Annotated in this window: 18 protein-coding genes and 1 pseudogene; 10 read left to right on the top strand and 9 right to left on the bottom strand. The window is 61.5% G+C overall.

What is annotated here, in order from left to right; genetic code table 11:
- Positions 1 to 14: 14 nt before the first annotated feature.
- Positions 15 to 2,756: an aconitate hydratase AcnA gene (acnA, locus tag ACW4TB_RS22640; protein WP_279930477.1), complete on the top strand. Its 2,742-nt coding sequence runs from the start codon at positions 15 to 17 to the stop codon at positions 2,754 to 2,756.
- Positions 2,757 to 3,016: 260 nt separating this feature from the next.
- On the top strand, positions 3,017 to 4,582 hold the full coding sequence (locus ACW4TB_RS22635; RefSeq protein WP_012313537.1) for a methyl-accepting chemotaxis protein: 1,566 nt from the start codon (positions 3,017 to 3,019) through the stop codon (positions 4,580 to 4,582).
- A 40-nt stretch (positions 4,583 to 4,622) separates the two neighbouring features.
- Here the strand turns inward: ACW4TB_RS22635 and ACW4TB_RS22630 are convergent, their stop codons facing one another.
- The 5 genes from ACW4TB_RS22630 to ACW4TB_RS22610 all read right to left on the bottom strand — a co-directional run bounded on the left by ACW4TB_RS22630 (position 4,623) and on the right by ACW4TB_RS22610 (position 7,998).
- Positions 4,623 to 5,507, bottom strand: a complete 885-nt coding sequence (locus ACW4TB_RS22630) for a pseudouridine synthase (RefSeq protein ID WP_012313536.1) — start codon at positions 5,505 to 5,507, stop codon at positions 4,623 to 4,625.
- Positions 5,508 to 5,558: 51 nt separating this feature from the next.
- Complete coding sequence (locus tag ACW4TB_RS22625; RefSeq protein ID WP_012313535.1) at positions 5,559 to 5,867, bottom strand: hypothetical protein; 309 nt, start codon at positions 5,865 to 5,867, stop codon at positions 5,559 to 5,561.
- Between the two features lie 71 nt (positions 5,868 to 5,938).
- A complete protein-coding gene (locus tag ACW4TB_RS22620; RefSeq protein ID WP_012313534.1) occupies positions 5,939 to 6,370 on the bottom strand; it encodes a D-Ala-D-Ala carboxypeptidase family metallohydrolase in 432 nt (143 codons plus the stop codon).
- A 104-nt stretch (positions 6,371 to 6,474) separates the two neighbouring features.
- The gene (locus ACW4TB_RS22615) at positions 6,475 to 6,714 is read right to left on the bottom strand and encodes a glutaredoxin family protein (protein ID WP_279930472.1); all 240 of its coding nucleotides are present in this window, start codon (positions 6,712 to 6,714) and stop codon (positions 6,475 to 6,477) included.
- A 75-nt stretch (positions 6,715 to 6,789) separates the two neighbouring features.
- The gene (locus ACW4TB_RS22610) at positions 6,790 to 7,998 is read right to left on the bottom strand and encodes an ammonium transporter (RefSeq protein ID WP_279930470.1); all 1,209 of its coding nucleotides are present in this window, start codon (positions 7,996 to 7,998) and stop codon (positions 6,790 to 6,792) included.
- Positions 7,999 to 8,310: 312 nt separating this feature from the next.
- Here ACW4TB_RS22610 and ACW4TB_RS22605 point away from each other — a divergent pair, with 312 nt between their 5' ends.
- From ACW4TB_RS22605 to ACW4TB_RS22580, 6 genes are all read left to right on the top strand, one after another.
- Positions 8,311 to 8,625, top strand: a complete 315-nt coding sequence (locus ACW4TB_RS22605) for a DUF883 family protein (RefSeq protein WP_012313531.1) — start codon at positions 8,311 to 8,313, stop codon at positions 8,623 to 8,625.
- Positions 8,626 to 8,634: 9 nt separating this feature from the next.
- The gene (locus tag ACW4TB_RS22600) at positions 8,635 to 9,009 is read left to right on the top strand and encodes a phage holin family protein (RefSeq protein ID WP_012313530.1); all 375 of its coding nucleotides are present in this window, start codon (positions 8,635 to 8,637) and stop codon (positions 9,007 to 9,009) included.
- Entirely contained in the window at positions 9,006 to 9,335 is a 330-nt protein-coding gene (locus tag ACW4TB_RS22595) for a hypothetical protein (protein WP_012313529.1), read from the top strand. The genes ACW4TB_RS22600 and ACW4TB_RS22595 overlap by 4 nt, the downstream gene beginning before the upstream one ends.
- A 163-nt stretch (positions 9,336 to 9,498) precedes the next feature.
- Complete coding sequence (locus ACW4TB_RS22590; protein WP_279930466.1) at positions 9,499 to 10,830, top strand: deoxyguanosinetriphosphate triphosphohydrolase; 1,332 nt, start codon at positions 9,499 to 9,501, stop codon at positions 10,828 to 10,830.
- Positions 10,831 to 11,108: 278 nt separating this feature from the next.
- Positions 11,109 to 11,729: a response regulator transcription factor gene (locus ACW4TB_RS22585; protein ID WP_012313527.1), complete on the top strand. Its 621-nt coding sequence runs from the start codon at positions 11,109 to 11,111 to the stop codon at positions 11,727 to 11,729.
- An 8-nt stretch (positions 11,730 to 11,737) separates the two neighbouring features.
- Positions 11,738 to 15,343 carry a transporter substrate-binding domain-containing protein gene (locus tag ACW4TB_RS22580; RefSeq protein WP_455828427.1) on the top strand — a complete coding sequence of 1,202 codons (3,606 nt, stop codon included), beginning with the start codon at positions 11,738 to 11,740 and terminating at the stop codon, positions 15,341 to 15,343.
- Positions 15,344 to 15,379: 36 nt separating this feature from the next.
- Here ACW4TB_RS22580 and ACW4TB_RS22575 read toward each other — a convergent pair whose 3' ends face one another.
- Positions 15,380 to 15,724: a YggL family protein gene (locus ACW4TB_RS22575; protein ID WP_012313525.1), complete on the bottom strand. Its 345-nt coding sequence runs from the start codon at positions 15,722 to 15,724 to the stop codon at positions 15,380 to 15,382.
- Positions 15,725 to 15,911: 187 nt separating this feature from the next.
- Between ACW4TB_RS22575 and dacB the strand changes: the two genes are divergently transcribed.
- On the top strand, positions 15,912 to 17,375 hold the full coding sequence (dacB, locus tag ACW4TB_RS22570; RefSeq protein ID WP_254467404.1) for a D-alanyl-D-alanine carboxypeptidase/D-alanyl-D-alanine endopeptidase: 1,464 nt from the start codon (positions 15,912 to 15,914) through the stop codon (positions 17,373 to 17,375).
- A 107-nt stretch (positions 17,376 to 17,482) separates the two neighbouring features.
- On the opposite strand, the gene ACW4TB_RS22565 is transcribed toward dacB, so the two are convergent.
- Both ACW4TB_RS22565 and rlmKL read right to left on the bottom strand, forming a co-directional pair.
- Positions 17,483 to 19,873, bottom strand: coding sequence for a sensor domain-containing diguanylate cyclase (locus ACW4TB_RS22565; protein ID WP_279930460.1), 2,391 nt, complete (start codon positions 19,871 to 19,873; stop codon positions 17,483 to 17,485).
- Positions 19,874 to 19,967: 94 nt separating this feature from the next.
- Positions 19,968 to 22,160 (bottom strand): bifunctional 23S rRNA (guanine(2069)-N(7))-methyltransferase RlmK/23S rRNA (guanine(2445)-N(2))-methyltransferase RlmL, encoded by a 2,193-nt coding sequence (gene rlmKL, locus ACW4TB_RS22560; RefSeq protein WP_279930458.1) that lies wholly within the window; start codon positions 22,158 to 22,160, stop codon positions 19,968 to 19,970.
- Between the two features lie 562 nt (positions 22,161 to 22,722).
- On the opposite strand from rlmKL, the pseudogene rmf reads away from it, so the two are divergent.
- A pseudogene (gene rmf, locus ACW4TB_RS22555) lies at positions 22,723 to 22,872 on the top strand (ribosome modulation factor); the annotation flags it as partial.
- A 162-nt stretch (positions 22,873 to 23,034) separates the two neighbouring features.
- On the opposite strand, the gene ACW4TB_RS22550 reads toward rmf, so the two are convergent.
- On the bottom strand, positions 23,035 to 24,060 hold the full coding sequence (locus tag ACW4TB_RS22550; RefSeq protein ID WP_254467402.1) for a quinone-dependent dihydroorotate dehydrogenase: 1,026 nt from the start codon (positions 24,058 to 24,060) through the stop codon (positions 23,035 to 23,037).
- Between the last annotated feature and the right edge of the window lie 66 nt (positions 24,061 to 24,126).

The following is a 24,126-nucleotide window of genomic DNA, read 5'->3' as shown; positions in this document are numbered from 1 at the left end:
ATAAGGAGTTGGCAATGCCCTCGCTCGATAGCCTGAAAACCCTAAAGACCCTCAAAGTGGCCGATCAGACCTACCACTACTACAGCCTTGCCCAAGCGGCACAGCAGCTCGGAGACCTGCAGCGCCTGCCCATGTCGCTCAAGGTACTGCTGGAAAACCTGCTGCGCTGTGAAGACGGCGAGACAGTCAGCAGCGACGACCTGCGCGCCCTCGCCGGCTGGTTGCAGGAACGCCGCTCCGATCGCGAAATCCAATACCGCCCGGCGCGGGTACTGATGCAGGACTTCACCGGCGTTCCAGCGGTGGTTGACCTGGCGGCCATGCGCGCCGCCATGGCCAAGGCCGGGGGCGACCCGCAGCGGATCAACCCGTTGTCGCCAGTGGACCTTGTGATCGACCACTCGGTGATGGTCGACCGCTATGCCACCCCCCAGGCGTTCGGTGAAAACGTCGACATCGAGATGCAGCGCAACGGTGAACGGTACGCCTTCCTGCGCTGGGGCCAGAGCGCGTTCGACAACTTCCGCGTGGTGCCGCCGGGCACCGGCATCTGCCACCAGGTGAACCTGGAATATCTGGGCCGTACGGTATGGACCCGCGAGGCCGATGGGCGCACCTATGCGTTCCCCGACACCTTGGTCGGCACCGATTCGCACACCACCATGATCAACGGCCTGGGCGTGCTCGGCTGGGGCGTTGGCGGGATCGAAGCGGAAGCTGCCATGCTCGGCCAGCCGGTGTCGATGCTGATCCCGGAAGTGATCGGTTTCAAGCTTACCGGCAAGCTGCGCGAAGGCATCACCGCCACCGACCTCGTACTCACCGTGACACAGATGCTGCGCAAGAAAGGCGTGGTCGGCAAGTTCGTCGAGTTCTACGGTGACGGCCTGGCCGACCTGCCCTTGGCCGACCGCGCCACCATCGCCAACATGGCCCCGGAATACGGCGCGACCTGTGGCTTCTTCCCTGTCGATGAGGTCACCTTGAACTACTTGCGCCTTTCGGGCAGACCGCAGCAGACGGTGCAACTGGTCGAACAGTACTGCAAGGCACAGGGCCTGTGGCGCCTGCCGGGGCAGGAACCGCTGTTCAGCGATACCTTGGCCCTGGACATGGGAGAGGTCGAGGCCAGCCTGGCAGGGCCCAAACGCCCTCAGGACCGCGTGGCGCTCGGCCAGGTCAGTCAGGCATTCGACCACTTCATCGAACTGCAGCCCAAACCACTGGCCAAGGAGGTCGGCCGCCTGGAAAGCGAAGGCGGTGGCGGTGTGGCGGTAGGCAATGCCGATCAGGCCGGGGAGATCGACTACAGCCACCAAGGCCAGACCTACACCCTACGTGACGGCGCCGTTGTCATCGCCGCGATCACCTCCTGCACCAACACGTCAAACCCCAGCGTAATGATGGCGGCCGGCCTTGTCGCGAAGAAAGCCCTGGAAAAGGGTCTGCAACGCAAGCCGTGGGTCAAGAGCTCGCTGGCGCCCGGCTCCAAGGTGGTTACCGATTATTACAATGCCGCCGGGCTCACGCCCTACCTCGATCAACTCGGTTTCGACCTGGTCGGCTACGGCTGTACCACCTGTATCGGCAACTCCGGTCCACTGGACGAGGCCATCGAGAACGCCATCGGCAGCGCCGACCTGACCGTAGCCTCGGTGCTGTCAGGCAACCGCAACTTCGAAGGCCGCGTGCACCCGCTGGTCAAGACCAACTGGCTGGCCTCGCCACCACTGGTAGTGGCATACGCCTTGGCCGGCAGCGTTCGACTGGACCTTACCCGTGATCCGCTGGGCACCGGCAAGGACGGGCAACCGGTGTACCTGCGCGACATCTGGCCCACCCAGCAGGAAATCGCCGACGCCGTGGCCAAGGTCGACACGGCGATGTTTCATAAGGAGTACGCCGAGGTATTCGCCGGTGACGCCCAGTGGCAAGCCATCGAAGTACCGCAAGCGGCCACATACGTATGGCAGGACGACTCCACCTACATTCAGCACCCTCCGTTCTTCGACGGCATCAGCGGACCACTGCCCGTGATCGAGAACATCCAGGGTGCGCGCATTCTCGCCCTGCTTGGCGATTCGGTGACTACCGACCACATTTCCCCGGCCGGCAACATCAAGGCCGACAGCCCGGCCGGGCGCTACCTGCGCGAAAAAGGCGTCGAACCTCACGACTTCAACTCATACGGTTCACGGCGGGGCAACCATGAGGTGATGATGCGTGGCACCTTCGCCAACATCCGCATCCGCAACGAGATGCTCGCCGGTGAAGAAGGCGGCAATACGTTGTACGTACCCACCGGAGAAAAGCTCTCGATCTACGACGCGGCCATGCGCTACCAGGCTGAAGGCACGCCGCTGGTGGTGATCGCCGGCCAGGAATATGGCACCGGCTCCAGCCGCGACTGGGCAGCCAAAGGCACCAACCTGCTGGGGGTCAAGGCGGTACTGGCGGAGAGTTTCGAGCGCATCCACCGCTCCAACCTGGTCGGCATGGGCGTACTGCCGTTGCAGTTCAAAGCCGGGCACGATCGCAAGCAACTGGGGCTCACCGGCAAAGAGCGAATCGACATCCTGGGGTTGGCCGGAATTCAGTTGAAGCCCGGCATGAGTCTGCAACTGCGCATCACCCGTGAAGACGGGCAGCAGCAAGACCTAGAGGTACTGTGCCGGATCGATACGGTCAACGAAGTGGAGTACTTCAAAGCCGGCGGGATTTTGCACTATGTGTTGAGGCAGTTGATCGCCAGCTGAAGCCAAGTGACCGGGGCGCAAATGCGCCCCCTTTTTTGCGTCGGAGGCTGGCTCTTGGCCAGCCAATGAGTCATGATTTGACCTGCACGTCATTCCCTGCAATAAACCCGCAATAGTGACGCCATCTTTCGCGAACGTGTCGGGCTGCTAGCGCATTCACAGCCGCCTGCTCCTGCGCCAGATCAACGAAGTTAAATATCCATTCAATAAAAGTACCGGCTTGCCGATATCTGTCGAAAGCCTTGCGGATTACTCAGCCCATGCGTAACAACCAGCCGATCACTCAACGGGAAAGGACTTTCCCTGCCCAACAACGCTTGATCTCGACCACCAATGCCAAGGGTGTGATCACCTATTGCAACGATGCGTTCGTCGAGATCAGCGGCTTCACGCGCGAGGAGCTGATCGGCGCACCGCACAACCTGGTACGCCACCCGGATGTGCCCCCTGCAGTGTTCGCCCACATGTGGCAGACCCTCAAGCAAGGCCAGCCCTGGATGGGCATCGTCAAGAACCGCTGCAAGTCGGGTGACCATTACTGGGTCAACGCCTACGTCACGCCGATCTTCGACAACAACCAGGTGACCGGTTTCGAGTCGGTGCGGGTCAAGCCCACCGCCGAGCAGATCCGCCGCGCCGAAGCACTTTACCAGCGTCTCAACCAGGGCAAGCCCGCCGTTCCGCGCCGTGACAAATGGCTGCCAGTACTTCAAGACTGGCTACCCTTCATCCTGGTCAGCCAGATTGGCTTTTTGATCGGCAACTGGCTCGGGCATTCCTGGGGCTTCGCCCTGGCCGCCGGCCTGTCGGTGCCGCTCGGCCTGCTCGGCCTGGGCTGGCAACAACGCGGCCTCAAACGCCTGCTGCGCCTGGCCGAACAGACCACTTCCGACCCGCTGATCGCGCAGATGTACACCGACAGCCGTGGCGTCCAAGCGCGCCTGGAAATGGCCCTGCTCAGCCAGGATGCGCGCATGAAAACCTGCCTGACCCGCCTGCAGGACAGCGCCGAACACCTCAGCGATCAGGCGCGCCAGTCAGACGTTCTGGCCCACAAGAGCTCTTCGGGGCTGGAGCGCCAACGGGTCGAGACCGAGCAGGTTGCCGCCGCCGTCAACCAGATGGCCGCCACGACCCAGGAAGTGGCCAACCATGTACAGCGCACCGCCGATGCCACACAGGAAGCCAATCGCCTGACCAGCCAGGGCCGGCAGATCGCCGGCGAAACCCGCGACGCCATCGAGCGTCTGTCGGCGGCCGTGGGTGAAACCGGCGAGACCGTGACGCAACTGGCCAAGGACAGCGACGAAATCGGTGGCGTGGTCGATGTGATCAAGGGCATTGCCGACCAAACCAACCTGCTGGCACTGAACGCAGCCATCGAAGCGGCCCGCGCTGGCGAGATGGGCCGTGGCTTTGCCGTGGTGGCCGACGAAGTGCGCCAGCTGGCCCAGCGCACCGCTGAGTCCACAGGGCAGATCCATGGCCTGATTGCCAAGCTGCAACAGACAGCCAACAACGCCGTGCTCACCATGGAATCTGGCCATCGCCAGGCTCAGGAAGGTGTAGAGCGAGTGATGCAGGCTGACCAGGCTTTGGCGGGGATCAGCGATGCGGTGGCCAACATTACCGATATGGCGACACAGATCGCTGCCGCCACTGAAGAGCAGACTGCCGTGGCTGACGAGATCAGCCGCAACATCAGCACGATCGCCGAACTGGCCGACCAGACAGCCGAGCAAGCGCAGCATTCGGCGCTGCTCAGCGAAGCATTGACCACCACCGCCGGTGGCCAGTACTCACTGGTGGAGCGGTTCAACCGCTGACAACACAGCGCCCCTTCGCGACCTTACCCGCGAAGGGGTACTACCAACCGAGGGTCAGACGACTCTCGAAATAGCGCTCCTCCCCCGTCAACGGGTCGGCAAAGCGCAAGCTGTGTGCCAACAGCTTCAATGGCCGCTGGTAATCGTCTTCTACCTTGAGCAACTCAGGATAGAACGGGTCGTTACAGATCGCTGCCCCCAGTGCCGCCATGTGCACCCGCAGTTGATGCGTTTTGCCGGTCACCGGCGAAAGGCCGTAGCGCCATAACTCACCCTGCTTCTCCAGCACCTCGGCCAGGGTTTCGCTGTTATCGTCGCCCTGTACCTCATGCATGCGGAAAAACGGCTCGCCATGTACCAGACGGCTTTTATGCACCAGCGGAAAATCACGCTGGGGCAAGGCCGGGGCGATGGCGTGGTAGCGTTTGTCGATGCGACGCTCGGGGAACAGCCTTTGGTATGCGCTGCGGGTTTGCGGGTTGGCCGAGAACAACACCAGCCCTGCGGTATGCCGGTCGATGCGGTGCAACGGCACCAGGTGAGGGTTATCCAGGCGCCGGATCAAACGGCGCAGCAGAGTCTGTTCGACATACTCGCCAGTGGGCGTAACCGGCAGAAAATGCGGTTTGTCGGCCACCACCAGATGCTCATCCACATGCAGGATGGCTTCCTCTACCGGGATCGGCCGCTCGTTGGGCACCTCACGAAAGTAGTGCAAACGCATGCCGCGGCGGTAAGGCAGGTCGGCAGCAATCGCCTGGCCTTCGGCGTTGAGCACCCGGCCACGAGCAAAGCGGTCAAGCCATTGCGCACGCTCGATTGCCTTGAAATGATCGCACAGGCAATCAAGTACCGTCGCCCAGTTGCCAGGTGGCAGGCAAACCGTGCTGGCTTGCTGGCGGGCGGGGTCGAAAGGCGTGGTCATGGCGAGACTCGGAACGGGCAGGGTCGGGCATTATCCCCCAACCCCGCCAGCTCAACCAGCCTGGACTGTGGCCTCGCTGCGCGCTTTCAGCCAGCGCAGAACCTGCACGGGCTCCCAGCGACCGGGATCATAGAGCGCATACAGCAAGCCCTGGTAACCCACCACATCCAACCCTCGATGGTAGCCGGCCCGCTGAAACAGAGCCTCGATCTCAGCGAAGCAGGTATTGAAATGAACCTTGCCGAACGGCGTACGGTCATCGGTGACCAGGCCTTCGAGGCGCAGTTCCAGCACGGCGTCACATACCCGCTCCACCGGCATGCGGTTAACGCTGTACTTGAGTTGCTCGACATTGAGCATGGGCTTACCTCGACACTGTATTTATATACAGCATACGAACTTGCATACCCCGCCGTCAATTCATCCCCTCCTCACTGCAAACCTGGCAGGTAGCCTGTGCCCCTGCGGATGGTCAGCACTTCACGACGCGGCACGCCCGGCGTTACCGACAGGTGGACCCAACTGTCGAACTCGAGGATTATCTGGTCGAAACTCACCGCGCTTGCACTCACTTGGCGGACCACTTCTCGATTACTGATGCCGAATATCTCGAAGTCAGCGGCCAACCCGCGCAGGTGCTGGCTACGCGGGGAGCCGCCTATACGCTTGTTCAACGCGGGGGACCGGTAGCCACTGCTGATGATCACCGGCAGACCAAACAAAGCCCGCACCTGCTCAAGGGCGTCACAGAGCAGATGCAGGTTGCTGATGACTTGCTGCGATGGCGTATTGTCCAGCCCTTCCCGAGAGGCGACTTGCGAGACAATCATCTCTTCAAGGGTAAAATTTGGTGTGATGAACATGACTGCATTCTCGACGATGATGAGGTACCGGCGTCTGTCGCCGGCACGGCATCTTCGAGCAACAGCTCAACTCATGCAGGCAGGCGATGCTTCCCCTGCCGCTCTCATTGCGCGACAAAGGCAACAACCTGTTCAGAATCGAACGGCCAGTGCAGTTCCGCCGAGGTATCGCAACGACGCAGCACGGGAATGATAAGCCCGTAGCGCTCGAACAGCGCCTCGCTCTCGGCGATATCGACCAGCTCGACCAGCAGACCATGATCGACCAAAGGCATGAGAACGGCTTCGGCCACTTCGCACAAGTGGCACCCGACGGTGCCGAAGAGTTGGCATTCAGGCAGCATGGGGGCAGGACCCGGTTTGGCATGGATGAGAAGCCTATTCTAGGTCGCTACCGCCCCATGTGCACCTGACCTCGCTCAATCCTGGCTGGTGGCACCGATGCGGTGCAGCGACAAGTCGGCGCCCTGGAACTCCTGCTCATGGCTCAGGCGCAGGCCTAGTACTGCGCGTATCAAGCCGTACACAACAAAGCCCCCAAGCAGCGCAATCAGTACCCCGGCCAGGCTTCCGATCAACTGGCTGATCAGGCTGACGCCCCCCATACCGCCAAGGCCTGCCTGGCCGAAGATGCCACAGGCTATCCCGCCCCATGCGCCGCACAGCCCGTGCAATGGCCACACGCCTAGCACATCGTCGATCTTCCAGCGGTTTTGCGCGGCAGTGAAGCTCCACACGAACAACACACCGGCCACAAGGCCAGTAGCCAGCGCACCGATCGGATGCATCAAGTCCGAACCTGCACAGATCGCCACCAGACCAGCCAGCGGCCCGTTGTGCAGGAAACCAGGGTCGTTACGCCCGGCCAACAAAGCTGCCAGGGTGCCACCTACCATGGCCATCAGCGAATTGATCGCCACCAGGCCACTGACGCCTTGCAAGGTCTGTGCGCTCATGACGTTGAAGCCGAACCAGCCGATGATAAGGATCCAGGAGCCCAGTGCCAGGAACGGAATGCTCGACGGAGCGAAGGCCACCAGCCGACCATCACGGTACCGCCCCCGCCGTGCACCCAGCAGCAGCACTGCCACCAGTGCCAGCCAGCCGCCCATCGCATGCACCACCACAGACCCTGCAAAGTCATGGAACGGCGCACCAAAGCGCGCCTGCAGCCATGCCTGTGCGCCGAAGTTGCCATTCCATACCACGCCCTCGAAGAACGGATAAATGAAGGCTACGATCAACGCTGTGGCACACAGCTGAGGCACGAACCGCGCACGCTCGGCGATGCCCCCGGAGATGATTGCCGGTATCGCTGCTGCAAACGTCAGCAGGAAAAAGCATTTGACCAGAGCATAGCCGTGGTCGGCGGCCAGCTGGGATGCCGGGTGCAGAAAGCTCACGCCATAGGCAACCCAGTAACCGATGAAGAAATACACCAGCGCCGAGATGGCGAAATCGCTGAGTATCTTCGATAAGGCATTGACCTGGTTCTTGTGGCGCACGGTGCCCACTTCGAGAAACGCGAAGCCCGCGTGCATGGCAAGCACCAGAATGGCGCCCATGAGGATGAAGAGAGTATTGGAACCGTGGACCAGGGAGTCCATGGCGCTGTGCATGTTGTCCATGAAAAGGCAGACCTGCTGAAAAAGGCACCAGGACAGTTCAAGAACCTGCATCCATGCACCGGATCGGTGCCAGCCCACTGCCCGGGTACGGTGAACCGAGCGAAGCCTGCGTGGTTTTTTCTTGGGTTTGTCGTGGATTGGGTTAAGGTTTATCGGTATCTGCCGGGGTCGACGCCCTGTATCGGCGCATCGCTCCGGTCTACGCCCCGCGTTGTGGCAATCTTCATTAGCAAGGCCCATACCAGCGACCAAGTGAACCTTCAGCGCACAACGAAACTCGAATTACCTACACACCTACACAGGGAAAGCACCATGGCCAGCAAATCGGCAAAGACTGCACAAGAAATATTGATGGCGGACTTCCAGGCTTTGGTCCGTGACACCGAGAAACTCCTGGCCGACACCGCCAACCTGGCGGGCGACCAGGCCGATGAGCTGCGTGAGCAGATCCACGAGCGCCTTACTCAGGCCCGGGAAACCTTGCAACTGACTCAGGAATCGGTGCGTGAGCGTGGCCAGGCGGCCTTGGGTAGTGCCGAGCATTACGTTCAGGAAAACCCTTGGCAGGCCATCGGCATTGCCGCAGGTGTCGGCCTGCTGATCGGGCTGCTGGCCAATCGGCGTTAAGGAGCTTCCATGGAGAATGACGCCATTGGTACCGGCGCTTCAGGCAGGCGCCTGGGCGCCGCGATACTGGGGCTGCTGCACAGCCATATCGAACTGTTCGGTATCGAACTGCAGGAGCAGAAAGGACGTACTCTGAGCCTGCTGCTGTTCGCTGGCCTGGCGCTGGTGTTCGCTCTGCTGCTGCTGACGGCCTTGTCGGGCCTGCTGCTGGTGTTGCTGTGGGACAGCTACCGCCTGGCAGGGATCATCGGCCTGTGTGTGTTTTATGGTGTGGCTGCACTGTATTGCGGCCTTCGCCTGAAGGCTGCGGTATTCGACGAGTCCTCGCCGTTTGGCGCCACCCTCGAAGAACTTGCCAAGGACCGGGAGCGCCTGCTGCCATGAGCTTGCCTGAACTACCCAATACGCGTAATCCACGGGAGCTGCGAAAAGCGCTGCTGCGCCTGCGCATGGAGATGCATCGCCAGCAGATCCGCCAGGAGTCCGGGCAAATGCTGCAACCACTGCACCGCCTGCGGGGCATGGGCGGCTCATTGCAAGATGGCCTGGGCATCAAGCACGCACCTCTGTGGGGCATTGGTGCGGTGGTTGCGCTGGGCTTTCTGACCGGCAAAGGGGTGCGCAGCGGCAACCTGTCTCGGCTGGTGCGCCTGGGCACTACCCTGCTGCCGCTGCTGAAGCTGTATCTGCAAGGCTCGCGGCGCTCCTGAGCCATCTCCAGAGCCGGCACTCACAGGTGACCCCACGCGTTTCAAGCGTGACAAGCATCTGTGAGAGGCGGCTTGCCGACGATAAGGCCGATATTGATTTTCCGCTTGCATAGCCCTGCGCGACACCGGAAGCTACGCCATTCGACCTACAGGAGAGCGCGCCTTGGACTGGCATACACTGCTCACCCGCGAGCGCCTGGGCAAAGCCCTGTACAGCCCCGAGGAACTGGGGCGCAGCCCCTTCCACAAAGACCACGACCGGATCATCTTCTCAGGCGCGTTCCGCCGCCTGGGGCGCAAGACCCAAGTGCATCCCGTCTCCAGCAACGATCATATTCACACGCGCCTGACACATTCCCTTGAAGTAAGTTGCGTAGGGCGCTCATTGGGCATGCGCGTCGGCGAAACGCTGCGCGACAGCCTGCCAGACTGGTGCGAGCCCAGTGATCTGGGCATGATCGTGCAGTCCGCCTGCCTGGCCCACGACATCGGCAACCCACCGTTCGGCCACTCAGGTGAAGATGCCATCCGCCACTGGTTCCAGCAGGCTGCAGGGCGCGGCTGGCTGGATGACATGACGGATGACGAGCGCGGCGACTTCCTCAACTTCGAAGGCAATGCTCAAGGGTTTCGCGTACTCACCCAGCTTGAGTATCACCAGTTCGATGGCGGTACCCGACTGACCTACGCCACCCTGGGTACTTATCTCAAATACCCTTGGACCGCCCGGCATGCCGATGCCCTGGGGTACAAGAAGCATAAGTTCGGCTGCTACCAGAGCGAATTGCCGCTGCTTGAACAGATCGCCCAGAAGCTCGGCCTGCCGCTACTGGAGGCGCAGCGCTGGGCGCGTCATCCTCTGGTCTACCTGATGGAGGCAGCCGATGACATTTGCTACGGCCTGATCGACCTGGAAGATGGCCTGGAGATGGAGTTGCTGCAGTACGCCGAAGTGGAGGCGCTGCTGCTCGACCTGGTGGGTGATGACTTGCCAGAAACGTATCGCCAGCTTGGCCCTGCAGATTCGCGGCGACGCAAGCTGGCCATCTTGCGTGGCAAAGCCATCGAGCACCTGACCAACGCCGCTGCGAGCGCCTTCGTCGAGCAACAGCAGGCATTGCTTGCCGGGCATTTGAGTGGCGACCTGGTCGAGCACATGCACGGCCCGGCCAAGCGCTGCGTGCTCCAGGCCAAGGACATGGCACGCAACAAGATATTCCAGGACAAGCGCAAGACGCTGCACGAAATCGGTGCCTACACTACCCTCGAAATCCTGCTTAACACGTTCTGTGCTGCGGCCCTCGAGCAGCATGGCGGGCGTACCCCCTCCTTCAAGAGCCGCCGCGTACTCGATCTGATTGGTAACAACGCCCCACACCCGCAAGATTCTCTGCACAAAGCCTACCTACGCATGATCGATTTCATCGCCGGCATGACCGACAGCTATGCCAGCGAAATGGCCCGCGAGATGACCGGGCGGTCCGGCCCGACCTGAACCTGGGTACTGCCGCATGCATTTGCGCATGCGGCCCATTATGTTGAGGGATATTTCCTACAACTGCTGTCAACTGTGAAACAGAAAGAGCATCTACAAATAAAAAGTTACCAACAGACCTTTGACACCGAATCAAATCCTTACACTTCGTAGCTCTAATTGTCTTCTGCTGTAAGCCATTTCCCATATACGTTTAATCGCCACACTTCACACCCCATGTCAGATGCAACTGGGTTAAGGTGCCCCCTGCCTCGTCATCCGCCGCAGGGAAGTTGAACATGCACTCCGTATTTATTGTCGATGACCATCCCGTCATCCGCCTGGCTGTCCGTATGCTGCTTGAAAACCAGAACTACAAAGTCGTAGGCGAATCGGACAATGGCGTGGACGCCATGCAGATGATCCGCGAAACGCTGCCCGACCTAGTGATTCTCGATATCAGCATCCCCAAGCTTGATGGCCTCGAGGTACTCTCGCGCTTTCAAACCATGGCCTTGCCGCTGAAGGTGCTGATCCTGACTGCGCAATCGCCCGCGCTGTTCGCCGTACGCTGCATGCACTCAGGTGCAGCAGGCTATGTATGCAAACAGGAAGACCTGAGCGAACTGCTCAGCGCTATCAAGGCGGTACTTGCCGGATACAACTACTTTCCCAGCCAGGCCATCCACACCGGCCACGAAACAGCAGGCACTGATCTCACGCTTTTCCGCCAGGTCAATGATCGCGAACTGATGGTGCTGCAACTTTTCGCCCAAGGGCGCAGCAACAAGGAAATTGCCAAAGGCATGTTTCTCAGCAACAAGACCGTCAGCACTTACAAGAAGCGCCTGATGCAGAAGCTCCAGGTCGACACCTTGGTCGACCTTATTGAAATGGCCAAACGTAACGCGCTGGTCTGAGGTGTCAAATGGCGCGACTCATTGCCTGGCTGGCCCTTGCACTGCCATTGGCCTGCTGCGCAGCGCAGGCTTCTCAGCTTGAGGCGGTACCGTATTCCCTTCTTGCCCGCTCCTCTGCCTCACCGGTAACCCCGCAACTGAACGCGCAACAGAGGGAATGGCTGATGGGCCGCCAATACCTGAAGCTGGGCACGTCAGCACCGGACTATCCGCCCTTCGACATAACCAGTGGCGGGCGCGACTATCAGGGCCTCACCGCCGAATATGCCAGCCTGATCGGCAAGGTACTGCAAGTGCCGATTCGAGTGTTGCGCTATCCCAGCCGGCAAGACGCAGTAGAGGCGCTCAAGAAAGGGGATATCGACTTGCTTGGCAGCGCCAATGGCTACGAAGCAGCGAGCGATGGCCTGGCGCTTTCGCACCCTTATGCCGTCGACCAGCCGGTGCTGGTGACCCGCGAAGACGAAAGCCGCACGCTCAACCGCGGCATGGACGGCATGCGCCTGGGCATGTTGTATCACTATCTGCCACGAGAAGAAGTCAGCACTGTATATCCCCAAGCCGAACTGCTGGCCTTCGGTTCGTCTTCCCAAGCCCTCAATGCCGTAGCGTTCGGGCAGGCTGACGTGTTCATCGGCGATACCATCTCCACTCACTATCAGCTCAATCGCGGTCATCTGCCGCGCCTGCGCATGGCGAGCTTCGGCAAACATGAAAGCGTCGGTTTCAGTTTTGCAATGCGCGCGCAAGATACCCATCTCAAGGATCTGGTGAACCTGGCCCTGGACCGCCAGCCAGCCGCCGTGCGCGCGAGCATCTTCAAACGCTGGAGTGCCGGCAGCGACCTGCTGCTGAGCGACCGTAAGCTACAGCTCACGACCGAAGAGGAGCAGTGGTTGCGCCGCCATCCTGTGATGCAGGTGGCCATCGACGAGACGGCCGCACCGCTGTCCTATTTCGACGGCAATGGCCATTTCCGCGGGATCACCGCCGACCTGCTGGACCTGATCCGCCTGCGTACAGGGCTGCGCTTCGAAGTGCAGCGTACCAACGGCATCGCCGAGATGATCGCCCGACTTGAGGACGGGCGCGTGAACATGATCGCAGCACTTGCCGTGGATGACATGAACGAGGAGCACTTGCACCTCAGCCGACCTTACCTGGAAAGCACCTATGTGCTGGTGACGCGCACCGAAACGCCCCAGTACACCTCACTGGAACAATTGCAGGGCCGCCGCATCGCCATTACCCGCTACAGCGAGATGTCCGAACTGCTGGCAACCCGGTACCCGCAGACCGGCTGGATCGAGACCGAGAGCCCCTACTATTCCATGGCACTGTTGAGCAGTGGCGCAGTCGATGCCGTCATCACGACCTTGATCGATGCCAATCATGCCGTGGCAGGTAACGCCAAACTGGTCATCCGCAGCACGGTCGGTACCGATCCTGCGAGCTTCGCCATGGCCTCCTCCGCGCCGGCAACAGAGTTGGCATCGATTCTGGACAAGGCGTTGCTGAGCATTTCGCCGGAAGAACTGGGGGTGATCAACAACCGCTGGAGTGGCTACAGCCAGCATGATGACAGCAATTGGCTGGGTTTCAGGCGCCTTGCCATGAAAGTGTTGCTGGGGACCGCTTTGCTCCTGCTGGGGGCGCTGCTGTGGAACGCCCGGTTGCGCCGCCAGATCAAACAGCGCCAGCACGCCGAACGCGCCCTGAACGATCAGCTGGAGTTCATGGGCGCACTGCTCAACGGCACCCCGCACCCGATGTATGTGCGGGACAGGGCGGGCTGCCTGCAAAGCTGCAATGCCAGTTATCTGGAAGCGGTGCAGGCGACCCTCGACGAGGTCATAGGCAGGCGCCTGGAAGACAGTCTGTTCGCTGGTTCGGAAAGTACCCGCCAGATCCATGCCGACTATCTGCAGGTGATGGCCGCCGGAGTCCCGCTGATCATCGACCGCCCCTTGCGGCTCAAGGATCGCGAAATCACGATCTACCACTGGATACTGCCGTACCGGGATTCACTCGGTGAAGTCCAGGGCATCATCGGTGGCTGGATCGACATCAGCGAGCGGCGCAAGCTGGTGCAGGAGCTGCGCGAGGCCAAGCAACTGGCTGATGATGCCAACCGCGCCAAGAGTACCTTCCTGGCTACCATCAGCCACGAGATTCGCACCCCAATGAACGCGGTCATCGACATGCTCGAACTGGCGGTCAAGCGTGCCCATCAAGGGCAGATCGATCGCACCTCCCTGGAGGTCGCCCACCATTCGGCCAAGGACCTGCTGGGCCTGATCGGTGACATCCTGGATATCGTGCGTATCGAGTCAGGCCACCTGTCCCTTGCACCCGAGCCCGTCGACCTTGCGGCGCTGGTCGAATCGGTGAGTCGCGTGTTCGATGGCCAGGCACGGCAAAAAGGCCTGGCCTTCGACGTCGTCATCGCCCCCAGTGCCCGCTGCCACGTCCTGCTCGACCCACTACGCTTCAAGCAGATCCTGTCCAACCTGATCAGCAATGCCATCAAGTTCACCGGGCAGGGCCAAGTGCGCATCAGCCTCAGCCTGCGTGAAGAAGCCCCGTCAGCACCCCCGAGCCTGGAGCTGGAGGTGCGTGACACCGGCATTGGCATTCATGACGATGACTTGCAACGCCTTTTCAACCCATTCGTTCAGGCCAACCCACATAGCCAGGGCGCTCGCGCCGGCACGGGCCTGGGCCTGGCCATCTGCCGTAGCCTGTGCGAAATGATGGGCGCAAGCCTGAGCATCAAGAGCGTGCCGGATTTCGGCACGCAGGTTCGCTTCAGCGTACCGCTGCAACGTGTCGACGCACTGCCGCCGCAGGTGCTGGAAGCAGATGACATGGATGCACCCGATGCCCGGCTGAAGGTGCTGGTGATCGACGACCACCCGGCCAACCTGATGCTGATGGCCCAACAGCTGGGGTACCTGGGCCTGAGCCAGGCCACTGCCAGCGATGGCCGCGAAGGCCTGGAAAAATGGCGTGAAGGGCAATTCGACGTGATCGTCCTCGATTGCAACATGCCGCATATGAACGGCTATCAACTCGCCGCCGCCGTGCGCGCCGAAGAACGCCAGAACGGGCGTGCTCCCTGCGTGATCCTGGGCTATACCGCCAACGCCCAGCCCGAAGTCAGGCAAAAATGCCTCAGTGTCGGTATGGACGACTGCCTGCTCAAACCCATCAGCCTGCGCACACTGAGCCAACGCTTGGCGAATATCGCTCCCCAGCGGGAGCCGGCCGCAACAGAGAGACCGTTCGATCTCAAAGGCCTGCACAGTATCGTTGGCGATAACCCCAATGACCGTGAACTGTTTCTCGAGGCCTTGCTGTTGAGCCTGCAGCAGGACCTGGCAACGCTCATGGGCCTGGACCCTGAAGTCGAACCCGAGGCCGTCGGCGAGCAGGCACACAAGATCCTCAGCGCGGCGCGGATGCTGGAGGCGCAGCACTTAATGGCGGCCTGTGAGGCCCTGGAACAAAGCGGGTTGCCCGCATCACAGCTGAAACAGCGGCGACAGGCTTTGGCACGGCACATGCGCCGCGTAGAGAAAGCCTTGGCCAGAGAACTGACCAAGCCTCGATGAAGCGGGCGCCCGAGCGGGCGCCGCTTCAGCCATGCATCAGGAAGCCGGGTTGATCGGCTTTTCCGGATACCAGGCGTCCAGCAGCGGGCTGACTTCGATGGAGGTCAGTTCGCTACGGCCTTTGAGCCAGGCTTCGACAGTGGCACGTTGCTCTTCGCTGACCGAGCCACGCTCTGCCAGGCAAACCAGGCCGAAATCATCACCACCGACGTAGTCCAGGCCGTTGGCGTCCATGGCTTCTGCCAGGAAGGCGTCGAGGAAGGCATCGATGGCTTCGTCGGACAGGTCTTCCTTGAAACCCAGGTTCAATTCGAAACCCAGCTCCTGGAATTCATCAACGCACAGTTTCTTGCGCAGACGACGGGAACGGTTGGTAGCCATGAAACAATCCTCTTGAGTAATAACGCGCGGCACTTTAACAGTTTCCGCAGTACAACGGCGCTTTTCCGTCGAACGTGGCGCATGAGCGATGCGCTTGGGGCATAATGCGCACTATATTTCGTAGAGGGGCGATCATCTCATACAGCCCCTATGTCTTTTTCCCTCGTCCGCAGGGTATGAATCTCATATGATCAAATCGCTCCGCCCCCTCGTTCTCGCCGGCATGCTCCTGCCGTTCGCCATGCCCGGCCATGCCGCAGCTGTCAACACCACGCTGCCACCCAAGGTTCAGCAGGCGCTCAAAGCCAACAAACTGCAGGACACAGCACTGTCGCTGGTGATGCTGCCGCTCAATGGCCCTGGCACGCCGACCGTGTTCAACGCCGATGTGTCGGTCAATCCGGCCTCGACCATGAAGCTGGTCACCACCTATGCAGCCCTCGAGCTGCTCGGCCCGACTTTCCAGTGGAAGACCGAGTTCTACACTGATGGCACGCTGAGCAACGGAGTGCTCAACGGCAACCTGTACCTCAAGGGCGGCGGTGACCCTAAGCTGAACATGGAGAAGCTGTGGCTATTGATGCGTGACCTGCGCGCCAACGGCGTTCGCACCATTACCGGCGACCTGGTGCTGGACCGCAGCCACTTCGTACAGCCCAATCTGCCTCATTTCAATGATGACGGCGGTGACGTGAACAAGCCCTTCCTGGTCAAGCCCGACTCCTTGCTGGTCAACCTCAAGGCTCTGCGCTTCGTCGCCCGCAACGACGGCGGCAAGGTGACCGTCGCCGTCGAGCCACCCATTGCGAGCATTCGCATCGACAATCAGGTCAAGGCAGTTGCCTCCAGAAAATGCACTGGCGATGTACGCTACAACCCGGTGCCTCAAGCCGATGGTATGAATGTTGTGGTCAGCGGCCAGCTGGGCGATGGCTGCAACTCGCAAACCTACCTCGCGCTGCTCGATCACCCAACCTACGCCGCCGGTGCCGTGCGCGCGATCTGGAACGAACTGGGGGGCAGCATCCAGGGCCGTGACCGCATCGAGAACGTGCCCAAGGGCGCTCGGCTGCTGGCACGGGCCTTCTCGCCCGACCTGGTGGAGGTGATCCGTGACATCAATAAATACAGCAACAACACGATGGCCCAACAGCTGTTCCTGAGCCTTGGCGCACAGTTCCGTACCGACGCCGATGGCGACGATGCCCGCGCAGCCCAGCGCGTGGTTCGCCAGTGGATGGCCAAGAAAGGTATCACCGCGCCCCACCTGGTGATGGAAAACGGCTCTGGCCTGTCGCGCGCTGAACGGGTAAGCACGCGCGAAATGGCCGCACTGCTGCAGGCGGCGTGGAATAGCCCCTACTCCGCCGAATTCATCAGTTCAATGCCGTTGGTGGGCATGGACGGCACCATGCGCAAGCGCCTCAAGCGTACCGCCTTGGCCGGTGAAGGCCACATCAAGACCGGCACCCTGAATACCGTACGCGCCATTGCCGGCTTCAGCCGTGACAGCAACGGCAATACCTGGGCAGTGGCGGCGATTCTCAACGACCCGAAACCCTGGGGGGCATCGCAGGTACTCGACCAGGTACTGCTGGACCTGTATCGCCAGCCCAAAGCCGCTAACCGGACGGTAGGCGTCAACCCATGATCTGACTTGGGCAAATACCGACTTCATCGCCGGCAAGCCGGCCCCACAAGGTCCCACTGAACCCCAGTGGGAGAAGGCTTGCCGGCGATGAGACCCGTACTGCCCGCTCAGCTCAACTCTGCCTCGACACGGTCCCTGCCTGCCTGCTTGGCCGCATAGACGCCGGCATCAGCCCGCAGCAGCAAGGCATCGGCCCCCTCCCCCGGCCGCCATCCGGCCACGCCAAAACTTGCAGTCACTTTGCCAACCCCGTCGACAGGCAAATTGCGCACCCCTTGCCATAGTTCCATCGCCAGGAGCCGCGCCTGTTCAGCATTGCTCCCAGGGCAAAGCACCATGAACTCCTCCCCACCAAGCCGGCAGAATACGTCCGTACGCCGCAGACGCTGGCCGATACGCTGGCAGAGGCTGCGCAATACATGATCCCCTACGGCATGGCCGTACTGGTCGTTGATCCTCTTGAAGTGATCGATGTCGAGCATGATCACTGCCAGTTCCTGATCATCACGCTGGGCGCGGTCCAATTCGGCCTTCAACCGCTCCTGGAAGTAGCGGCGGTTGTGGATACCGGTCAGGGCATCGGTCACCGACAGCGTACGCAAATCCTCCTCCACGCCCTTGAGGTCGGAAATGTCGGTCAGGTAACCATGCCAGAGCGTGCAACCGTCTTCACCAACCTCTGGCGTCGCCTCCCCGCGCACCCAGCGCAGCCCGGATTTGGGCAGGCACACACGGTACTCTTCACGCCAAGGAGACAAGTGTTCGGCCGAGTGGTGCACGGAGCGTCGCACACGCTCCAGGTCATCGGGATGAATACGCTCGAACACCACCGTGGCGTCCTCATGCAGCAACTGCAAGTCGATCTCGTAGATATCGAACAGCCCCTGGCTGGCATAGGGGAAACAGGAATGGCCGTTGGCGTCGAGGCGATACTGATAAATGCCGCCCGGCACCTCGGCACTGAGCTTCTCCAGCAGCCGATCACGCATTGCCAGCGCCTCATGCACGCGACGCTGCTCGGTGACATCAATGCAAATTGCCAGGTAACCCACCCATAGCCCCTGTTCGTCGAGCACTGCGGTCACCAGCATGTTGGCCAACAGCTGGCTGCCGTCCTTGCGCACCAAGGTCCACTCGCCTGGCTGCGCGCTGCCCTCCTGCAGGGTCTCGGCGAACATCGCCTGGCCACCGTCAATGTGACGCCCGTAGCGCAGGCTCAGGGCATGGGCGCGCAGGCTGAGCTCCTCGGGCAGGACCAGGTGTTCCAGTTGCAGTTTCCCGACCGCGTCGCTGGCCGCGTAGCCAAGCATGCGTTCGGCACCGGCATTGAAGGTGCTGACCACACCCTTCAGGCTGGTCGCGATGATAGCGACCTGGGTAGCGGCATCGAGCACACTGCGCAGCTGATTATGCGTCTCGCGCAACGACTGCTCACTGACGCGCAACTCAGCGGTGCGCTGCTCTACCAACTTGAGCGCACGTTGCCGCTGGCCGAACAGGCTGTACAGCAAGGCACTGAGCAACAGGCTCAGCAGGCCACCGAGCAAGCCCACCGCCAGCGCCGCTGAGGAGCGGTTGCCCTGCATGAACACCTGGCTTGGGCGGATATCAAGCTGGAAATGATGGTCGGCCAGATGTAACAGCTGCGTGCTGACCAACGCCAACGGCGCGGCCGGGTTCTGCGAGTCGAACAACAGTTCATGGCCATCGCGCCCACTTGGGTCGACGATCCGTACCACCAGGTTGTCCTCGGCAATTGCCGGCAGGCCGTCGGTGATCAGTTGCCGCAGGTTCAGCAGCGCCATGACATACCCTGCGGGGCTATCAGCCTGCGCGGTGTAGAACACCGGCGCCACCATCAACAACCCGCGGGCGTAGCCGGGCGCCACACTGATCATGTCAATCGGCGCCGACACTGCCATGCTGCCGGGCTCCAAGGCACGCATCAGGGTCTGGTCACGTACCGCCTGGCCGCGCAGGTCCAGCCCGTAGGGTTGCCCCTGCATCTGGGTGGCCTGGGTGTAAAGCACGGGAAAGTAGTGATCACGCGGCGGCGCCGGATGCCAATTACCCCGCTCGTCCAGGTCACGGATCAGGTAGGCCTGCCCCAAGGCGGCACTGGCCTGGCGCTCGAAGTCACGCCGCTGAGCGCCTTCGACCCGCGGTGCCCAGGAGTAAGCCTGGGTGCGACGCAGCAGGGGGCGGGCGTAGCCGTCGAATTCGCGTGGGGTGATGTCATTGGAAAAGTTGAAAAAGCGCCGCAAGCTGTCCAGGCGCTGCTCCTGGTCATCGAAGCGCTCGGCGATACGGCTATAGCGCTCGCTGGCCAGCAGCTCGAAGCGCTGGCGCAGTTGCTGCTTGTAAAACGCATGCGTGGCCAGCGCCAGGGCAATCGACAGCAAGCTGCCGGCCACCAACGCCACCAACGCCACTGCCCAAGCAGCCATCGCCTCGCTGCACAGGCCCACCACCTTCGCACGCACGCCATACTTCGACATAGATCGGTCTCGTCACGTCAGCGTCCTGCGAAAATCATGCCCCTGTGCTGTGTTATAGCTATTGGCCATTAGCGATGCAATGTCGCCTGTCGCATTAGCGCAGTTGCAGGCGCCAGGCACGGTGGATGCGGTTATTGCGGGCGAAGTCCGGGTCCAGTGTCTGCGCAGTGATTTCCTCAACCACGTAGCGTGCAGCCAGATGCTCGTCGAGCTGGAACTTGCGGAAGTTGTTGGAGAAGTACAGCACACCACCGGGCGCAAGACGCGCCATGGCCAGGTCGAGCAGTTGCACATGGTCACGCTGCACGTCGAACACACCTTCCATACGTTTGGAGTTGGAGAAGGTTGGAGGGTCGATGAAGATCAGGTCGTAAGTGTCGCGATTGGCTTCCAGCCAGGCCATGACATCACCCTGCTCCAGGCGATTGCGCTCGGAGAAGCCGTTCAGCGACAGGTTACGCCGCGCCCAGTCCAGGTAGGTCTTGGACAGGTCGACGCTGGTGGTGCTGCGCGCACCGCCCTTGGCGGCATGCACGCTGGCCGTGGCGGTGTAGCAGAACAGGTTGAGGAAGCGTTTGCCAGCGGCCTCGCGCTGGATGCGCATGCGCATCGGACGGTGGTCGAGGAACAGGCCGGTGTCGAGGTAGTCGGTGAGGTTCACCAGCAGCCTGACGCCACCTTCGCTGACCTCCTGGAAGCGCCCTTCGGTGGCTTGGCGCTCGTACTGGCGGGTGCCGCTCTGCCGCTCGCGGCGCTTGAGCACCACGCGCTGCGTGTCGACGCCCAGCGCCTGGGGGATCGCCGACAAGGCATCGATCAGGCGCGCCTGGGCCTTTTCCGGGTCGATCGAGCGCGGTGCGGCGTATTCCTGTACGTGTACCCAATCCTGATAGAGGTCGACCGCCAAGGCATATTCAGGCATGTCGGCATCGTATACGCGGTAGCAGTCGATCTGCTCCTTGCGGGCCCACTTGCCCAGTTGCTTGAGGTTCTTCTGCAGGCGGTTGGCGAACATCTGAGCGCCTTCAGACAGGCGTGCAGGCTCACTGGCTACCGGCAGCGGTCGGTGGGTATCGCCGCTATCGGCCTGGGCCTCGCGACGTTCGCCGGTGACGAACTGGTCAGGCTGAATCTTGAACAGCAGCAGCTTGCACGGCAGCGCGCCGTTCCAGAACGCATATTGCTTGTGGCTACGGATGCCCATGCGCTTGCCCAGCTCCGGCGCACCGGTGAACACTGCGGCTTCCCAGCCCATGCACGCCTGGCGCAGGCGCTCGCCGAGGTTCTGGTAGAGGTACAGCAAGCTGGCTTCGTCACCCAGGCGCTCGCCGTAGGGCGGGTTACTGATGACCAGACCCTTCTGGTTCTGGTCAGGGCGCGGTTCGAAGCTGGCGACTTCTCCCTGGTAGATCTTGACCCATTCACTCAAGCCCGCGCGTTCGACGTTGTTGCGCCCCGGCTGGATCAGCCGCGGGTCTGCCTCGTAGCCGCGAATCCACAGCGGCGGCTTGGCCAGGCCGGCCTGTGCACGGGCCTGAGCCTCTTCGTGAACCTTGCGCCAGGTGGCCGGCACATGGCCAAGCCAGGCGCTGAAGCCCCAGCGCTCGCGCTTGAGGTTAGGTGCCATATCGGCGGCGATCATCGCCGCTTCGACCAGGAAGGTGCCTACACCGCACATCGGGTCGGCCAGGGCGCCACCCTCGGCGGCGATACGTGGCCAGCCGGCACGGATCAACACCGCCGCCGCCAGGTTTTCCTTGAGCGGTGCAGCACCTTGCTGCAGGCGATAGCCGCGCTGGTGCAGGCTGTGGCCGGAGAGGTCGAGTGAAAGAATCGCCTCGCCCCGGTCCAGACGCAGGTGAACACGCACGTCCGGGTCGACTTTTTCTACCGATGGGCGCAGACCTTCACGATTGCGCAGTTTGTCGACGATGGCATCCTTGACCTTCAGCGCGCCAAAGTGGGTGTTGTCGATGCCCGAGCCATGGCCGCTGAACTCGACCGCCAGGGTACCGTCGGCCGCCAGGTGATCAGCCCAGTCGACAGCGTTCACGCCATCGTAAAGGTCGTCGGCATTTTTCATGTTGAAGCGCTTGAGCACCAGCAGCACGCGGTTGGCCAGACGCGACCAGAGGCACAGGCGGTAGGCGGTTTCCATGTCGGCCGCGCCGCGGATGGCCGAGGTGTGCTCGCGCACATCGTCCAGGCCGAGGCCCTTGGCCTCTTCGGCAAGCAGGCCTTCCAGGCCTTTGGGGCAGGTGAGATAAAGTTCGAAACGGTCCGACATGTGTATTCCAGAGCCTTGGGCTATTTGAGTGACGAAGCGACGCATCGCCCCGCCGATGTTTGCCCGAACGCCCTTCCAGCAAGCGTCCGAGTGGCCTTCGTCTGCGCTATATGCTGCAGCTTATGGGCCGGGCCGCCTGATCGATCCGCTCTCGCCAGTGGCAGAGACAGCTTAGATCATCAGGCAGTACAAAAAATTTCTGTCGTCTTCAGGGTCGATGCGACCCTTCGTCGCATTACCAAATATTTCTTTCATCGCAGCGTAACGCTGGCGAAATGACGTCAAGGTTCAGCGAACCCCGATCATAGCGGGCTCAACGCCAAACAAGGTTGAGTCGCATTTATTTACTTATCCCTTCACCCTTGGAAACGTTACGTGCTTATGACAAATCGATCATTCCCTCGGTGACTCGCATTCGTTAGAACTGGTCTCAGGCCGCTTCGCAACGAAGTGGCACTTTCAGCCCGCCACGCCGGCAGCGGGCGCAAACCGGCAGAAAGACTCTGCCCGGCCTCGGAGAGGCCGACGGGACATTACAGTCAACAAGTGAGGGCAACACCCTATGAGAAGACTTAAGCGTGATCCGTTGGAAAGAGCATATTCACGTGGCTACCAATATGGGGTCACCGGCAAATCCCGCGAACTTTGCCCCTTCAATCTTCCTTCTGTTCGCCAAGCCTGGATTAACGGCTGGCGTGAAGGTCGCGGTGATAACTGGGACGGAATGACTGGCACCGCTGGCATCCATAGACTCAACGAAAATCACGCCGTTGGCTGAACGAGGACACTGAATTCGAGTCACCATGCACGCCCCATCCGGGCGGCGGGCTAAGGCCCAGGGGCCCCTTCGGGGCCCTTTTTTATGCCTGCGTGATCATGCCCGCGGCATTGCGGCGATCGCATCCACTGCTTCACGGATCAGCGCCGGCCCTTTATAGATGAAGCCTGAGTAAATCTGCACCAGGCTCGCGCCAGCGGCAATCTTCTCTGCGGCATGCCGGCCTTCGGTGATACCACCGGCAGCAATAATCGGCATCTTGCCCCCCAACTCGGCCGACAACACCTTGACGATATGGGTGCTCTTTTCCAGTACCGGTGCACCGGAAAGGCCGCCCGCCTCCCCCCCATACGGCAGGTTTTCCACACCTTCACGGCCCATGGTGGTGTTGGTGGCGATCACCGCATCCATGCCCGATTCCATCAGCGTTGCCGCCACCAGCGCAGTTTCTTCGTCACTCATGTCCGGCGCGATCTTGATCGCCAGCGGCACACGCTTGCCATGCTCGCCGGCCAGCTGCTCGCGGCGCTCGGCCAGGGCATCGAGCAGCTGCTTGAGCGAATCGCCGAACTGCAGGCTGCGAAGGCCTGGGGTATTGGGCGAGCTGATGTTCACGGTGATGTAGCTGGCGTGGCCATAGACCTTGTTCAGGCAGATCAGGTAATCGTCGACCGCGCGCTCTACCGGGGTGTCGAAGTTCTTGCCAATGTTGATACCCAGCACACCGTCATAACGCGCGGCGCGTACCCGCTCGAGCAGGTGATCGACGCCCAGGTTGTTGAAGCCCATGCGGTTGATGATTGCAGTGGCCTCTGGCAGGCGGAACAAGCGCGGCTTCGGGTTGCCCGGCTGCGCTCGCGGGGTCACGGTGCCGATCTCGACAAAACCGAAACCCAGCTGGGCAAAGCCATCGATGGCCGCGCCATTCTTGTCCAGGCCTGCCGCCAGGCCGACCGGGTTGGCGAAGTTCAAGCCCATCACCGACACCGGCAATGCCGCCGGCTGCTTGCACAGCACGCCGTTGAGCCCGAGGCGGCCACCGGCGCCGATCAGGTCCAGGGACAGGTCATGGGAGGTTTCCGGGGAAAGCTTGAACAGCAGCTGGCGGGCCAGGGTATACATGGGCGGGCAAGGCTCGGGGTGAGTGAGGTTGCGATTATAGCCAGCGTACGGCCGGCATGACAGCGC

The organism is Lelliottia jeotgali, assembly GCF_977070485.1.
This window is presented reverse-complemented; position numbering and strand designations above follow the sequence as displayed.

Excerpts from the sequence above, each read along its gene's own strand:
- ACW4TB_RS22565 (WP_279930460.1), bottom strand. The coding sequence starts at position 19,873 with ATGTCGAAGTATGGCGTGCGTGCGAAGGTGGTGGGCCTGTGCAGCGAG.
- ACW4TB_RS22585 (WP_012313527.1), top strand. The coding sequence starts at position 11,109 with ATGCACTCCGTATTTATTGTCGATGACCATCCCGTCATCCGCCTGGCT.
- ACW4TB_RS22625 (WP_012313535.1), bottom strand. The coding sequence starts at position 5,867 with ATGCTCAATGTCGAGCAACTCAAGTACAGCGTTAACCGCATGCCGGTG.
- rlmKL (WP_279930458.1), bottom strand. The coding sequence starts at position 22,160 with ATGTCGGACCGTTTCGAACTTTATCTCACCTGCCCCAAAGGCCTGGAA.
- ACW4TB_RS22620 (WP_012313534.1), bottom strand. The coding sequence starts at position 6,370 with ATGTTCATCACACCAAATTTTACCCTTGAAGAGATGATTGTCTCGCAA.
- ACW4TB_RS22615 (WP_279930472.1), bottom strand. The coding sequence starts at position 6,714 with ATGCTGCCTGAATGCCAACTCTTCGGCACCGTCGGGTGCCACTTGTGC.
- ACW4TB_RS22610 (WP_279930470.1), bottom strand. The coding sequence starts at position 7,998 with ATGGACAACATGCACAGCGCCATGGACTCCCTGGTCCACGGTTCCAAT.
- ACW4TB_RS22600 (WP_012313530.1), top strand. The coding sequence starts at position 8,635 with ATGGAGAATGACGCCATTGGTACCGGCGCTTCAGGCAGGCGCCTGGGC.
- ACW4TB_RS22575 (WP_012313525.1), bottom strand. The coding sequence starts at position 15,724 with ATGGCTACCAACCGTTCCCGTCGTCTGCGCAAGAAACTGTGCGTTGAT.
- ACW4TB_RS22580 (WP_455828427.1), top strand. The coding sequence starts at position 11,738 with ATGGCGCGACTCATTGCCTGGCTGGCCCTTGCACTGCCATTGGCCTGC.
- ACW4TB_RS22595 (WP_012313529.1), top strand. The coding sequence starts at position 9,006 with ATGAGCTTGCCTGAACTACCCAATACGCGTAATCCACGGGAGCTGCGA.
- ACW4TB_RS22630 (WP_012313536.1), bottom strand. The coding sequence starts at position 5,507 with ATGACCACGCCTTTCGACCCCGCCCGCCAGCAAGCCAGCACGGTTTGC.
- dacB (WP_254467404.1), top strand. The coding sequence starts at position 15,912 with ATGATCAAATCGCTCCGCCCCCTCGTTCTCGCCGGCATGCTCCTGCCG.
- ACW4TB_RS22605 (WP_012313531.1), top strand. The coding sequence starts at position 8,311 with ATGGCCAGCAAATCGGCAAAGACTGCACAAGAAATATTGATGGCGGAC.
- acnA (WP_279930477.1), top strand. The coding sequence starts at position 15 with ATGCCCTCGCTCGATAGCCTGAAAACCCTAAAGACCCTCAAAGTGGCC.
- ACW4TB_RS22635 (WP_012313537.1), top strand. The coding sequence starts at position 3,017 with ATGCGTAACAACCAGCCGATCACTCAACGGGAAAGGACTTTCCCTGCC.
- ACW4TB_RS22550 (WP_254467402.1), bottom strand. The coding sequence starts at position 24,060 with ATGTATACCCTGGCCCGCCAGCTGCTGTTCAAGCTTTCCCCGGAAACC.